This window comes from Paenibacillus sp. RC84 (assembly GCF_041260495.1).
GTDB lineage: Bacteria > Bacillota > Bacilli > Paenibacillales > NBRC-103111 > Paenibacillus_F.
On record NZ_JBGBYL010000003.1, the window covers coordinates 487012 to 501697 of the forward strand.

Annotated in this window: 13 protein-coding genes; 9 read left to right on the forward strand and 4 right to left on the reverse strand. The window is 53.7% G+C overall.

Annotated elements, in window-relative coordinates; all coding sequences use genetic code 11:
* Positions 1–88: 88 nt before the first annotated feature.
* The 7 genes from ABH899_RS09570 to ABH899_RS09600 all read left to right on the forward strand — a co-directional run bounded on the left by ABH899_RS09570 (position 89) and on the right by ABH899_RS09600 (position 9355).
* Positions 89–1528 carry a S41 family peptidase gene (locus ABH899_RS09570; protein WP_369995786.1) on the forward strand — a complete coding sequence of 480 codons (1440 nt, stop codon included), beginning with the start codon at positions 89–91 and terminating at the stop codon, positions 1526–1528.
* Positions 1529–1534: 6 nt separating this feature from the next.
* Positions 1535–3901: a DNA mismatch repair endonuclease MutL gene (gene mutL / locus ABH899_RS09575; RefSeq protein ID WP_369995787.1), complete on the forward strand. Its 2367-nt coding sequence runs from the start codon at positions 1535–1537 to the stop codon at positions 3899–3901.
* 202 nt (positions 3902–4103) lie between these two features.
* Positions 4104–4877: a class I SAM-dependent methyltransferase gene (locus tag ABH899_RS09580; protein WP_369995789.1), complete on the forward strand. Its 774-nt coding sequence runs from the start codon at positions 4104–4106 to the stop codon at positions 4875–4877.
* On the forward strand, positions 4871–5845 hold the full coding sequence (gene miaA / locus ABH899_RS09585) for a tRNA (adenosine(37)-N6)-dimethylallyltransferase MiaA (RefSeq protein WP_369995790.1): 975 nt from the start codon (positions 4871–4873) through the stop codon (positions 5843–5845). Before ABH899_RS09580 ends, miaA begins: the two co-directional genes overlap by 7 nt.
* A gap of 56 nt (positions 5846–5901) precedes the next feature.
* A complete protein-coding gene (hfq, locus tag ABH899_RS09590) occupies positions 5902–6147 on the forward strand; it encodes an RNA chaperone Hfq (protein ID WP_009674373.1) in 246 nt (81 codons plus the stop codon).
* Between the two features lie 152 nt (positions 6148–6299).
* Positions 6300–8870, forward strand: coding sequence for a transglycosylase domain-containing protein (locus ABH899_RS09595; RefSeq protein ID WP_369995792.1), 2571 nt, complete (start codon positions 6300–6302; stop codon positions 8868–8870).
* 149 nt (positions 8871–9019) lie between these two features.
* On the forward strand, positions 9020–9355 hold the full coding sequence (locus ABH899_RS09600; RefSeq protein ID WP_369995793.1) for a hypothetical protein: 336 nt from the start codon (positions 9020–9022) through the stop codon (positions 9353–9355).
* A 145-nt stretch (positions 9356–9500) separates the two neighbouring features.
* On the opposite strand, the gene ABH899_RS09605 is transcribed toward ABH899_RS09600, so the two are convergent.
* From ABH899_RS09605 to ABH899_RS09615, 3 genes are all read right to left on the reverse strand, one after another.
* Positions 9501–9722 carry a hypothetical protein gene (locus ABH899_RS09605; RefSeq protein WP_009674360.1) on the reverse strand — a complete coding sequence of 74 codons (222 nt, stop codon included), beginning with the start codon at positions 9720–9722 and terminating at the stop codon, positions 9501–9503.
* A gap of 217 nt (positions 9723–9939) precedes the next feature.
* Positions 9940–10809 carry an SDR family oxidoreductase gene (locus ABH899_RS09610; protein WP_369995794.1) on the reverse strand — a complete coding sequence of 290 codons (870 nt, stop codon included), beginning with the start codon at positions 10807–10809 and terminating at the stop codon, positions 9940–9942.
* A 45-nt stretch (positions 10810–10854) separates the two neighbouring features.
* Positions 10855–11628 (reverse strand): GNAT family N-acetyltransferase, encoded by a 774-nt coding sequence (locus ABH899_RS09615; protein WP_369995796.1) that lies wholly within the window; start codon positions 11626–11628, stop codon positions 10855–10857.
* A gap of 210 nt (positions 11629–11838) precedes the next feature.
* Here ABH899_RS09615 and lplA point away from each other — a divergent pair, with 210 nt between their 5' ends.
* Both lplA and ABH899_RS09625 read left to right on the forward strand, forming a co-directional pair.
* The gene (gene lplA / locus ABH899_RS09620) at positions 11839–12849 is read left to right on the forward strand and encodes a lipoate--protein ligase (protein WP_369995797.1); all 1011 of its coding nucleotides are present in this window, start codon (positions 11839–11841) and stop codon (positions 12847–12849) included.
* Positions 12849–13763, forward strand: a complete 915-nt coding sequence (locus tag ABH899_RS09625; RefSeq protein WP_369995798.1) for a hypothetical protein — start codon at positions 12849–12851, stop codon at positions 13761–13763. Before lplA ends, ABH899_RS09625 begins: the two co-directional genes overlap by 1 nt.
* 152 nt (positions 13764–13915) lie before the next feature.
* On the opposite strand, the gene ABH899_RS09630 is transcribed toward ABH899_RS09625, so the two are convergent.
* A complete protein-coding gene (locus ABH899_RS09630) occupies positions 13916–14629 on the reverse strand; it encodes a hypothetical protein (RefSeq protein ID WP_369995799.1) in 714 nt (237 codons plus the stop codon).
* Positions 14630–14686: the final 57 nt, after the last annotated feature.

The following is a 14686-nucleotide window of genomic DNA, read 5'->3' on the forward strand; positions in this document are numbered from 1 at the left end:
GATGACGCACGAAGCCGGGATTAAGCGATACCTAGGGTCCGCCTCCGTTTTCCTGTCGCATCGTATCTTAATAAAAGGGTGATTATGAATGGGTTTTCCCGGTATTCGTAAATTAAAAACGGCCGCAGCCGCCGTAGTAGTGTTCGGTGCGGTAATCCCTGCTTCGGCATGGGCTCAGGAGAGCGCGCAGACAACGGATGAAGTAAGACAAGTACTCGGCCAATACCATGTAAGCGGGATTACGGCCGATGAGCTTAAAGGTCTGACCATTGCCGACATGCTGAAAAAAATTAACGCCAAGGACCCGTACACCACATACTTCACTAAAGAACAGCTGGAAAAATTTACGGACAGCCTGGAAAACAATTATTACGGAATCGGCGCCCAGATGGGTTATGACGATATCGGCGTGTATGCGGACAAGATTTTCGAAGGATCGCCTGCGGAGAAGGGCGGACTAAAAAAAGGCGATTACATTCTGAAAGTCGCCGGCGTTTCCACGCAAGGAAAGAACCTGAGCGAAGTGGTAAGCGGTGTTCTCGGTCCCGAAGGAACCAAAATCGAACTGACGGTCAAGCGTGACGGCAAAGAGCTGAACCTGACTTTAACCCGGGCGAAAATACATTTGCCGAACGTGGAGGGCTACCTCATAACGCCAAGCACCGGGTACATTAAAATCGACAGCTTTTCAAGCGATGCCGATGAAATCTTCGACGCGACGTTTTCGGCCCTGCAAAAAATGGGCATGAAATCGCTGGTCATCGATTTGCGCGATAACCCGGGCGGTCTCGTGGAATCGGCGCAGAATATCGCCTCCAAGTTCATCAAGGAAGGTGTCTTCGCCCATACGAAAAACCGTAACAACGAAGATACGCCTCTGCAAATCAAAGGCGGGACGACTCAGAACCTTCCGGTATTTATGCTGATGAACGAAAACAGCGCCAGCGCTTCCGAAATGCTTGCCGGTGCCCTGAGAGACTATGGAGTTGCCGAGGTTATCGGCATGAAGAGCTATGGCAAGGGGAGCATGCAGAGCTTGCACAGTCTCAGCGACGAAAGCGCCGTGAAGGTGACCTTCGAAGAATATTTGACGCCCAAAATGAAGCCGGTCAACGGAGTCGGCATTGCGCCCGACATCGAAGCGGACGGCTATACGGCCCAGCTCATTACGGCCCTGCGCAAAGCGGGAACGAATTCCTTCCAGGTGCGGGTAACCAAGCATGACGTAACCGTCAATCAGGTGGAAGTGACGGAGCCGTACAGACCGATCCGCGAAGGAGGCAACGTCTTTGTCGCTTCCCGTACGCTGGCTGCCCTGATCGGCGCCGATATCAAGTGGAATCAGACCGCACAGGCCGTTAACATAAGCACCGGTAAAGGAATCCACACATTCGCGATGTCGCCCGACACCCTTCTGCTTAAGAACGGGACGAGCTACATTAATCTGGATAAATTCGACGATATCTATCCGCAGCTGCACTGGGAAGATGCCGATAATCTTTTGCAGTTGGAAACGGAGAAGGAGTAGGTTAAGATGGGCAAAATTCGGCTTCTTGACGAGCATATCGCCAACCAAATCGCAGCTGGCGAAGTAGTAGAGCGTCCGGCATCGGTCGTGAAGGAACTGGTGGAGAACTCCATTGACGCCGGAAGCAGCCGCATCGATGTCGTGGCGGAAGAAGGCGGATTGCAGCTCATCCGCGTAACCGATAACGGTTCCGGAATCGAGAGCGAGGATTGCGAGCTGGCTTTCTACCGCCATGCGACGAGCAAAATTCAGTCGGGCAAAGATCTCTTTTCCATCCGCACCTTGGGATTTCGCGGTGAGGCGCTGCCGAGTATCGCGGCCGTTTCCAAGACGGAATTCGTGACCTCGACGGACGGCAGCGGTCTCGGGCGCAAGCTTGCCGTGGAAGGCGGGGACGTTGTTACACAGGAAGAAACGTCCGCCCGCAAAGGGACGGATATTTCGGTCAAAGAGCTGTTTTACAACACACCTGCCCGGCTGAAATATATGAAAACCATCCAGACGGAGCTGGGTCATATTTCCGACTATATGTACCGGCTCGCGCTGGCGCACCCGGAAATCGCTTTTACCTTGAAGCATAACGGCAACAGTCTGCTGCAAACTCTCGGCGGCGGCGACCTGCTTCAAGTTATCGCGGGGGTGTACGGGTCGGCTGTCGGCAAGCAAATGATCGCGGTCGGAGGAGAGAGCCTGGATTACAAAATTTCCGGCTATATCTCCCGTCCCGAGCTGAACCGGGCGAACCGCAGCGCCATGTCCATTATGGTGAACGGGCGTTACGTGAGGAGTTTTGCCGTACAACATGCCATTATGAACGGATTCCATACGCTTCTTCCGATCAACCGTTTTCCGGTGGTCGTTTTGCATATTGAGATGGACCCTTCTCTTGTGGATGTGAACGTGCATCCGTCCAAACTTGAAGTCCGTTTCAGCAAAGAGCCGGAGCTGGTAAAAATGATCGAGGACATGATCAAGGAAGCTTTGGGGCGCCAGGTTCTTATTCCGAAAGGCGTCCAGGCTTCCGCACGGATCAAGGAATCGTTCGTTCAGGAGACGATGACGCTGTACCGCCCGGAGGCGGATCCCTTGCTGAAGCAGGGAGTTACCCCGGCGCAGTGGAGAGAACAGCTGTCCGTCCCCGCGGATGGACAAGCTCCGGCTTCCGCGGACAACCGCGAAGGGGCCGGGGAAGGGCGTGACACCGCCCAAGAGGCGGACGAGCGCCGGCGCAGCCTGGCTTCGCTCGACTCGCTTGCTCCGCCGGGCGCCGCCGGCGAAAGCGGAGCCGGATCGTCAGGCTCCGCGGCAGAAACCGGCGCAGCGGACGGCGACGGCAGGCGGGAGCAGCAGCCTCCCGCTGACGGAACAACCGGCGCGCCGGCCGGGACCGAAGCGGCGCACAGGCCGCCGGGCAGCGCGGGAGCGCAGGACGCCGGCGGCGAAGCTGCGGGCTCGTCTGCGCCGTTCGCAGCGGACGACCGGCGCTCAGGCTCCGCCTCGGACGCGGCAGTCCCGGGCGGTCCGGGCAGCGTGCCCGCGTCTGCCGCGCGGGAAGCGGGGGCTTCCCGCCTGCGCGAGCCGCAATCCCGGCCGTCCGCAGCGGAGCCGTACGGCGCTCCGTACGGCTCCGGGGCTTATGGCGGCCAGCCGCGCGGCGGGGCAGCCGCCGGGGGAGGCCGTGCCGGCCGCGCACCCGCGCAGGACGACCGGCCATACTCCCGCGAAGCGGCGGGGAGCCTGCTTGCCGCGCTGCCGACGCGCAGCGACAAGGAAGCGCTCAAGCGGCCGGATTTCCCGTCGCTTTCGCCGATCGGCCAGCTGCACGGCACGTATTTGCTCGCCCAGAACGAAGCGGGCTTTTATATGATCGATCAGCATGCCGCCCACGAGCGGATTAATTACGAATACTACTACACCAAGTTCGGAGAACCCCAGGAAGCCAGCCAGGAACTCCTTGTTCCGATCCCGCTGGAATTTACTTCGGCGGATTTTCAAGCCCTTCGGGACAAGCTGCCGCTTTTGGAGCAGGTAGGCGTTTATCTGGAAGCTTTTGGGGGTAATACGTACCTGGTGAGAGCCTATCCGCACTGGTTTCCGGCAGGAGACGAGCAGGCAATCGTAGAGGAAATGTGCGAATGGATTTTGACGGAGCGCAAGGGAGTGGACCTGTCCAAGCTGCGTGAAAAATCATCCACTCTATGTTCCTGCAAAGCTTCGATCAAAGCCAACCAGAGTCTGAGTACCGCGGAAATGGAAGCGCTGCTTGACCGCTTGGGCGGATGCGGCAATCCTTACACGTGTCCTCACGGCAGACCGATCGTCATTTCGTTTTCGACCTACGAGCTGGAGAAAATGTTCAAACGCGTCATGTAAAAGTTGGCATCCATCCGCTTGATTGAAGCGGCAAATGCCTTGGTACAGCGCGCTTTTCCGGCCTGCTGCCTGTTTGAAACGATACGAACACGCGTTTTGACGTGCGGAAAGACTTTGTGATATGGTGTACATGTCCTTTGGCGGAACGGGCGACCGTCCCGTCATCGGCTTAAAACTCGCTAACGGATAATGAGGGAATGTTGTGCTTGTAACCACATCTTACGACCCAGCCTCCGAAGACGTGGATAAAGCGATCGCCGCAGCCCGGACGCTGGGCGGCCGCTTTGTACCGCGAAAACGGCTGACGCTTTCCGGATTGCGTTCGCGTTTCGGAGAAAACGAAATCCTTCTGATTACGAAGGAAGGCTTAAAATATGACTTCGGCGGTCCTCACGCGCTCTTTTTCCATCCGAGCATGGCCTTGGTCCGCTACAAACGGCTTAGGCAGGGTTCTTCCGATCCGCTTCTTCAATTGTCGGGAGCGGACCGCGGCGATGCCGTTGTAGACTGCACGGCCGGACTCGCTTCCGATTCGATCCTTTTTTCCTTCGCAGTGGGGGGAGAAGGTTCCGTAACGGCTTGGGAACACGGCCGGGTTTTGGCCTATTTGCTCGAGCAAGGCCTGGAGTCCTACCGGACGGGAGAAGCCGAATTCGACGCCGCCATGAAGCGCGTCGCCATCCGGCAGGGAGATCATCTTGACGGGCTGCGCGCCATGGAGGACAACAGCTGCGACATCGTGTATTTCGATCCGATGTTCCGGGCGCCGATCCAGGAGTCTTCGGGTTTGTCGCCTCTGCGCAGTGCGGCGGACGACCGCCCTCTGGAAGCGGCCGCCGTGGAAGAAGCCCGGCGTGTCGCCCGGCGCTGCGTCATCCTCAAGGAAGGCCGGCAAAGCGGAGAATTCGAGAGGCTCGGTTTCCGGGAGACTGTTCCTACGGGCAGCAAGCTGGCATACGGGGTGATCCGATGCTGAACAGCCAAGGCGTTAAACCGAAGCTGCTTGTTCTGATCGGCCCCACCGCGGTCGGCAAAACAAAGCTGAGCCTGGAAATAGCGGAGAGGTGGAACTGCGAGATCCTTTCCGGGGATTCCATGCAGGTCTACAGAGGGATGGATATCGGGACCGCGAAAGCGACACCCGAAGAGAGAGCCGCAATCCCTCATCATATGATCGATATTCACGATCCCGGTTACCCTTACTCCGTCGCCGAGTTTCAGCAGCGCGTCAGGCAGCTTGTGCCTGAGATTACGGAACGGGGGAAACTTCCTTTCCTCGTCGGCGGGACGGGACTCTACGTGGAGTCCGTCTGCTACGAGTATCAGTTTCTGGAAGCCGGGGCGGATGAAGAGTTCCGCCGCCAGAAGAATCGGTTCGCGGAGGAGCATGGAGATGAAGCTCTCCACCGGACGCTTGCCGAGGTGGACCCGGATTCCGCGCTTAAGCTGCATCCCAACGACCGGCGGCGCGTCATCCGCGCGTTGGAAGTGTATCATCTGACGGGAAAACCGTTATCGGCCCATAACGCCGCCCAGAAAAAAGAATCCCCTTACGAACTATGTATAGTCGGACTGACCATGGACCGTCAGCTGCTGTACGGGCGCATCGAAGAGAGAATCGACATCATGATGGCCGAAGGGCTGGTTGATGAAGTGAAAAGACTGCTCGAAAGCGGAGTGCCCCGCCAATCGGTTGCGATGCAGGGCCTCGGCTACAAGGAAATGGTCTCTTACCTGGACGGGGAGATCTCCTTGGAAAGAGCGGTCGAACTCTTGAAACGGGACACGAGACACTTTGCCAAAAGGCAGCTTTCCTGGTTCCGTCACATGAAGGATATCCGGTGGATAGACGTCACGGATACCGCAAACTTTTCTGGGCATCTCGAACATTTCCATGCTATAATAACAGGAAAGTTTGTACACGATAACGAATATAATGCATAAGCAAACGCTTGCTTATAGACTTGGCTCAGTTTGATTATGTTAAGGGGGACCTTCTGATGAAACAATCGATCAATATTCAGGACAATTTTCTGAACCAGCTCCGTAAAGAAAGCATTCCCGTTACCGTTTACTTAACCAACGGGTTTCAAATCAGAGGGTTGATCCGCGCTTTTGACAACTTTACGATCATTATCGACAGCGACGGCAGACAGCAAATGGTATACAAGCACGCCATCTCCACGTTTACGCCTCAGCGATCCGTATCTTTGATGCCGGCGCCTGAGCAGTCCGCTGCCGAATAAACGATCGGCAACTTTTTGTTTACCTGCTTCGTCTAAATTAAAGAACCGTCCGGAACAACCTTATTTTATAGGGTTGTTCTTTTACTAGGTTGACACTTTTGCAAGGCAGCCTGCCCCAGAGAGAGCCATGCACAGAAAGAGAGGGAGCGTTGATGGCAGCAAGCAGTAAAACGCCTTCGAAAGGCAAGAAACCGAAAAAAAAGGGGAATGCGGCGAAGGTTATATTGGGTGTGATTATTGCCGCCCTTCTCGCGCTTATATGCGCGATGAGCATTTATTTAGTCGTTTATTTGAATGGTCTTAAAATCCTTAATGCGAACATAGACAAATTGGACGATGCCCTGGGAGCATCGGTTATTTATGATGCCGACAAACAGGAAATCGCCAAGGTCATTAAGGAGAACCGCGAGAACGTCAAGTTCGATCAGTTTCCGAAGCAGCTTGTGAATGCTTTCGTGGCGACGGAAGACCGCCGCTTTTTCGAACATGCGGGGGTTGATTTCTGGTCGCTCGGCCGTGCGGTCGTCAAAGACGTTATTGCACGCAGTGCCGTTGAGGGTGGGAGCACGATTACTCAGCAGCTCGCGAAGAACGTATTCCTGAACTCGGATAAAACGTTCTTCCGAAAAGGGACCGAGATGTCCATCGCGCTGGCCATCGACAACCAGTTCACCAAGGAAAAAATTCTGGAAAAATACCTCAACCGAATCTATTTCGGCAGCCAGGCTTACGGGGTAAAAGCGGCGGCGAAAAGGTATTTCGGCGTGACCGATTTGAACGACCTGAAACTGTGGCAAATCGCCACGCTGGCGGGTCTTCCGAAAGCACCTTCGAAGTATTCGCCGATCTCGGATCCCGAGGCTTCCAAAGACCGCAGAGCCGTTGTTCTCAGACTCATGACGGATCAAGGGTTGATCACCGAAGAAGAGCGCGCCCAGGCGGCGGCCGTCGATTACGATCCGAAGAAGCAAACGCCGGTTGCGCAAAGCGACCTGTTCCCGAGCTTCCGTGACTACGTCATCAAAGAAGCTTACGACTTATACGGGGTTACGGATGAGCAAATCTCCAACGGCGGGTATAAAATTTATACGACGCTGAACAGCACGGCCCAGAAGGCGATGGATAAGGCGTACACGAACGCGAAGCTGTTCCAGCCGGACGGACCGGAGCAGCCGATGCAGAGTTCGATGGTCATTATCGATAACGCCAGCGGCGGGATCGTCGCGATGACAGGCGGCCGGGACTATAAATCGGGAACGTGGAACCGTGCGTATAAGCCGCGGCAGCCGGGCTCCTCGTTTAAACCGCTGGTTGTTTACGCACCGGCGATTGAGAAGAAGGGCTACCTGCCTACATCCATGCTGGACGACACCAAGCAGGAATTCGGCAAATACGCCCCGAGAAACTATGACGGGCAGTATCTGGGTCAAGTCGATATGACCTATGCGATCAAGAAATCCAAAAATATTCCGGCCGTTTGGACGTTAAGCAAAATCGGCATCAACACCGGTAAAGATTTCGCCAAGCAGCTCGGCATTACGTTCGACGAAAACGACAATAACCTGGCCATGGCCTTGGGCGGTATGACCAAAGGGGAGTCTCCGCTGCAGATGGCGCAAGCCTATGCGGCCTTTGCGAACAACGGCGTTTATAATCAGGGACACGCGATCTTGAAAATCGAGAAAAGCGACGGAACCGCAATCGATTATAAAGCCGAGCCGAAGAAAGTGATGAGCGAGAAAACATCCTGGTATATGACTCAAATGATGAGGGAAGTCGTAACCAGCGGCGGAACGGGTGTAAAAGCGGATTTCGGTCGTCCTCTCGCCGGTAAAACAGGTTCGACCCAGCTCGATTTGAAGGGGCTGGAATCCCACTACCGCGATATCTGGTTCGTCGGTTATACGCCTCAGTGGACCGGAGCCGTCTGGGCCGGTTTCGATAAGACGGATTCGAAGCACTATATCCGCAAAAATTATTCGGACCGCGCCAACATGGTCTTTAGCGCCGTCATGGCCGAAGCGATGAAAGGCATTCCTGTAAAAGATTTCGAGCGTCCGAGCGGAGGCAAACAAATCGAGCAGGAGAAGCCTCCGGTCCAAGAGAAGAAGAGCGTGACGGACTTGAGAGCAGGCTGGCAAAACAGCGGCGTGCGCTTGAGCTGGACGGCTGCTGAAGGAACAAGCGCCTACCAGGTCTTCCGCAAGGGACCGGGGGAAACCGACTTCAGCCAGCTTACGCCTTCCAACTCAACGGAATACATGGATCAAACCGTCCAGCCCGGCGGCACTTACGAGTACTATGTCGTTCCGGCCAACGGAGACGCCGCAGGGGTTCAATCCAACGTTGCGTCCGTTACCATTCCGGGAACGGAGCCGACTCCGACGCCTCCGAATCCAGATGACAATAACGGAGAAAACGGCAATGGAAACAACAACGGAAACGGGAATGGCAACGGGAATGGCAACGGAACTAACAACGGCAATAACAACGGAAATGGGAATAACAACGGCAATAACAATGGAAACGGCAATGGAAACGGCAACCACGGTAAAGATAAAGACAAGGATAAAGAGAAGAACCCGGGCAATACGGGCGGCCCAGGAAACGGCGGCAGTTCCGGCGGGACTGCTTCACCGACACCGACCCCAACGCCGTCTGAACCGGCAGGATCGGGAACCTCGGGTTCCAGAGACGATGACCGGCAGCAAAATAACGGCTAGCAGCCGTACATTCAACATCCCTTACTTAACAAGTGAGGGGTGTTTTTTTATGAGGTGAAAATAGTTGTCAATTATTTCAATTCGCCTCTTGTATTTCTTATTAATCCCAGTATAATACTAGGTATAAGGTGCTGAAGGAGCTGATGGTCATGCGAACCCCCTCTGTACAAGAATGGTCCCGTAAATGGGTAGATGATCATCTGGATCTGTATAATTACGCCGGCTCCCTTGGAGATACAGAGTGGCAGCAAGCGATAATGGAATCGCTCATGTTCAGAGACATTTACGTCCAGCAGGAAATTCGGGCGAGATTGAGGCAAGATCTTTGGAAGATGTATGATTCGATCAATCTGAAAATGCTGGAGCTGTTCGAACAGCTGAGGCAGAGCAAGGACAGCACTCAGATTGAAACGATTCGGGAACAAGTATGGGTTCTTAAATCGCAGAGGATTGAAATATCGAAGAAAATATTAGCGGTCAAGTAAGGCCGGCATGTTTTGAAGTTCATTCGGCTTCTTACGGCGGAAAGCCTTAAAAAGGCAAAAAAAAAGACATGCGGTCGTCCGCTCTGCCGAGATGATGCTCCTACTCATTGTGGGATGAATAGGGGATTCAGTTAGAAAGTCCGGATTACATAGACATTTGTTTCATTTCGCTCATCATCTTCATCATCATCGTCATTTTCTCGTCGCACTCTTGCATCTTACCCATCATCATGTCCATATCCATGTTCATTTCAGACATCATGTTCATTTGCATCATGCTGTCCATCATGGATTTCATGGTGTTCATTTTGCACATCATTTCATCCATACACATGGTCATCATCATTTGCATGCACATTTTCTCCATTTTTGTCGCCTCCTTTCACTATCAAATTTTTGCTACTCTAGTAAGATACCCCATTTCCCAATAAAAGACAACCTATATCGGACAATTCGACAGAAATATTCCTGTCTTTTTTTGGATTTTAACAGAATTGTCAAGATATCCGGACCCGGACAGCAAAAAACTGACGAGAGAATGTCTCTGCGTCAGTTTTTATCGTTAATCCGCTGCCGGTATCGGGTCAGCCATTAACGACGGTGCCGCCGTTGACATTAAGAATTTGCCCCGACATATAAGAAGAGTCGTCCGAAGCAAGGAAGACGTAGCTCGGAGCGAGCTCCTCGGGCTGTCCGGCTCTTTGCATAGGTGTATCCGAACCGAAAGCAGCTACCTTGTCCTCCGTAAAGGTGGAAGGAATAAGCGGGGTCCAGATCGGTCCCGGTGCTACGCCGTTTACGCGGATCCCTTTTTCGATAACGGATTGGGAGAGCGAGCGGGTAAAGGAAACGATGGCCCCTTTGGTGGACGAGTAGTCGATCAGCGTCGGGTTTCCTTTATAAGCGGTGATGGAAGCCGTGTTGATAACGGCGCTTCCTCTTTTTAAATGAGGGAGAGCCGCCTTCGTAAGGAAGAACATCGAGAAAATGTTGGTCCGGAACGTTTTTTCGAGCTGCTCCACCGTAATATCTTCAAGGCTGTTCTGCGGATGCTGCTCCGCCGCGTTGTTGACGAGAATGTCGAGCTTGCCGAGCCTGCTGACGGTCTGGTCGATCACTTTTTTACAGAAGGATTCGTCTCCGAGGTCTCCGGGAATCAGAAGACATTTGCGGCCCTCCTGCTCTACAAGGGACTTGGCTTTCTCTGCATCCGAATGCTCGCTTAAGTAAACGATGGCCACGTCCGCCCCTTCTTGTGCGTAAGCGACGGCGACTGCCCGTCCGATTCCGCTGTCACCGCCGGTAATGAGCGCGACCTTGCCTGTAAGCTTGCCGGCCGGCCTGTATTTGCTGTCCTCGAATTGCGGCTGAGGAGTCATTTGCGTCTCAATACCGGGTTGATTGTTCTGATGCTGCGGCGGGAATGTCTGCTTCTGCTCATTGTTCGTCGTCATGAAAACCGTCTCCTTTCTATTCTAGCTGACCTTCCTTGGAAAAAATCAATCTTGCTGCAAAACCCTGTAATGGTACTTGAATTCGGGCTTAAATCCTGCGCTTTCATACAAATGAAGAGCGGCCGCATTGTCCTGCAGCACCTGCAGAAAGACCGACCGGGCTCCGTTGTCGGCAGACCAGACAGCCAAATGAGCCAGCAGCGCTTTCGCGAAGCCTTGACCCCGGCAGTCTTCCCGGACAATGATATTGGACAAAATCGCCCAGCCGCCAGAGGCATGGGCCGTACCCAGTGCGACGGTCTCTCCATCGTCCGACATCAGACGGACGAAGACCTTCGGAGCGGGCATGCGTTCCAGCAGACCTTCGTAGAAGGAGCGTGCTTCCGCGGCATGACCTTCCAGCAGCATGTAATCTTCCATCCATGCCGGGTCCGGGGCCGCAAGCAGCTCGGCGGCGACGTCGGTACGGTCTTGATGCGGACGCAGCCTCGCGTTCATTTCCGCTGCCGGAGCCATCATGCCGAAGCAGGGGGCCGTTACGATGCCGCCTTTGTCTTCCAGCATGAGATCCAGCTCCGGCGGCGACGAATCGCTGATATGAAACGCGGCCGGCAGTCCGCGGTCCGAATAGAAGCGGCATATCCGCTCGTACCAGTCCGGATCATCCGGCAGGTCTCCGACGGCAAGCACGCTGTTCGCGCGCTTCGTAAACCCTCCCGACGCTCTCAGGCGCCAATGGCCAAGCGCTTCACTTACCTCCGGCGGCCACTGGTTTGCAGCCCATTTTTCCAAAGCGAGCCAATCCATCTTTGTTCTCATCGGGTCATCTCCTTGACCTAACTCGTCTTTACCACACAGGGAAAACAATTAAACGAGCCGGCATCTTATAAACATGCATAGTTATGTATAAAAATACATTGTTCTAAATTTTTATTCAAGCAATTTCATGATCAGATCCGTCGTCGGCATGAAAATATCTTTTTCGACAAAAATGATTTAAAATAAAAGAAAAACGCTGTGGAGGTCCCTATGCTGTTTATCGACAATCAATCCATTACAAAACCGCAAATCAATTTGGCGATAGAGGAATATGCACTCAAAAATTTGCCCGCAGATGAAACCTATCTGCTTTTTTACATAAACGAGCCTTCGATTATTATAGGGAAAAATCAGAACACGGTGGAGGAAATCAACACGGAGTATGTGGAACAGAACGGGATTCACGTCGTCAGACGTTTGTCGGGAGGCGGAGCCGTTTATCACGATCACGGCAATCTGAATTTCAGCTTCATCACCAAGGATGACGGCGAATCGTTCCATAACTTCCGTAAATTCACGGAGCCCGTTGTACAAGCCCTGCGCAAGCTGGGGGTGGATGCCGAGCTGAGCGGACGCAACGATATTCAGGTGGGAGAACGCAAAATTTCGGGCAACGCCATGTTCGCGACGAAAGGGCGCTTGTTCAGCCACGGAACGCTGCTTTTTCAGTCGGATATCGAGCATGTCGTTTCGGCGCTCCGGGTCAAAGCGGACAAAATTCAATCCAAAGGCATCAAATCCATCCGCAGCCGTGTCGCCAACATTACGGAATTCCTTAAGAAGCCTATGACGATCGAAGAATTCAGACAAGAGCTTCTGGAAACTATTTTCGGTATGAGCGCATCGGAAGTGCCTCAGTATGTTTTAACGGAGAAGGACTGGAAGGCGATCCACGAGCTTTCGGCGGAGCGCTACGGCAACTGGGATTGGAATTACGGCAAATCGCCGAAAAGCGAGCTCGTCAATTCCAAGCGTTTTCCGGCGGGAACGATTGATGTACGGATGAATCTGGAGGAAGGCCGCATCGGTAAAATGAAAATTTACGGGGACTTCTTCGGGGTCAAAGATGCCGAGGAAATCGAACGCCTGCTTACCGGTGTGAAATACGATACCCAGTCGCTGGAACAGGCTCTCGAGGGGACGGATATTACCGCCTATTTCGGCGCGGTCGGCAAGGAAGAATTTATCGGGCTGCTGACTTTGAAAGGAGAGGAGGCGTAATGCCTCGTCTCTCCCGCAAATCATCGCCTCCGGCGGCATGTCCCCAGTGCAGCGGCAAAAAGTACATTTCTTTTAACTGGGCCCGGTTCCAGCACGGCCACGATGCCGAGTCGAAGCAGGTGCAGCGGGCGCTCAAGATCGAGAGACAACTGAAGCACGGCTGGGAATACGCGTGTGAAAATTGCGGCAGCAGATGGTACCTGGGCAGGGACGGCATTATGATGTCGTATATTCATCCTTCCAAAGCCGGGCTGGTGGAGCATTGGAATGCGGGTACCTATGAGGTATCCGATGAAATTTGGGACGAGCTGGGGAAAATCGGGGCCACGGCTCAAGGCAGCATCGCGGGCGGACGGACTTCCGCGGAAGTCCCCTGCCGGGTGACGACCGTGCGCGGCGAAACGTTCGACATGGCGTACGTCAGCTTTCAAAGCCGGCCCCCGATTGATTTGTGGCAGGACGGCCGCCGTATCCGTTTTTGCGACGAGGTCGCAAGCGTGGAGCCGTCTCCTTATACGCTTCCGGCCGATGTCCGGCTGGCCACGTCCCGGGCGCAGGAGATCCGGATGGGCTACGCGCCTACTGCGGTTCAGGCGCCTGACGGTCATCTTTTCCAGCTGAACTGGGCGAATGATTTTTTTGCCTCGGGACCCTATAAGGGAGAAGATCTCAGGCTCACCGACTTGGCTGGGGATTGGGATCAAGCGGACATGGCGGGCGTGCCTTCGGAGTATATTCTCTACTTTGTGGCGGATTGGCGTGCCGATCTGGATTCGCTTTATTTGGACGCGGGAGGCGGCCGAGCTTCGGAGCGAATATCCGCGGCGCCGGAGGAAGGCGAAAATCGTGACGCTTCGGCAGAGAATGAATCCGGTCGGTTGGAGCAAGCTGAAGGCACGAAAGAGCGCGATTGATGATTTCGTTAAGCCGGTAAAATTTGATGCGAGCCTGTTTTGAAGTGAATATAGAGGAAAGAGGGGCGGAGGAGCCCCTCTTTTTTATGGTTAAACCGACATGGGTCCGGTTTTTTTATGAAACTTTTGCGATAGGGAAAACGAAAGTTTTTCTAAAAATCAATAGAGTATTCCACACTTTTAGGGACAGTGGAAGAAACGGTTTCGACGATCCCCCGGTCATGTTGAACCTCTCTTATATAAATGGATTTGTAATATTGTTTATAAATATCGGTCTGACGAACCTGCGTTGAATAGGTGTCGTACTGGATAGCTCCATAATAATCTCGATGAAAAGGCACTGTTTCCGGTGCCTTGTACACCTTGGAATCCGGCCATACATAGCTGAATTCTCCCGAAGCGTTGCCGACTACGGCCAGCTTTACAAGACCGGTGATACCGCTGTTATATATTCCCCTAATCTGCATAGAAGCGCTTATTTGCTTAGGTTCCGTTATGGTGTGGCTGCTGCCGCGAGCGGAAGACCCTAGAAAAATGTCATTTTCTCTGGGCTTAGTATCCAAACCGGTTATGCCCGTTCCCGCGTTGGAATAGACGGAGTGATCATAAATTTCGGAAATTTGTTCCACCGGCGGGAGAGACGGTTTACTTTGCAGGGCGGAGCTCTTGTGTTTACGCTTGGGATCCGTATACTGAACGGCCGCATCTGTAATTCCACGGTGCTCGGAGAGAATGCTGAATGTGCTGAACCGGATACTGATCGCGGCATCCGTATACTCGGATTCTAAAGCTGCCGCATAAGCCGTAGTTACTGGAGAGACTGCCGGAGCAGCTGCGGCAAGCAATGCCGAAACTAATTTCTTCACGCACTCACTTCCTCCAAAAAAGATAAAGATACAAAGCGAACTTAACATATATTCCAA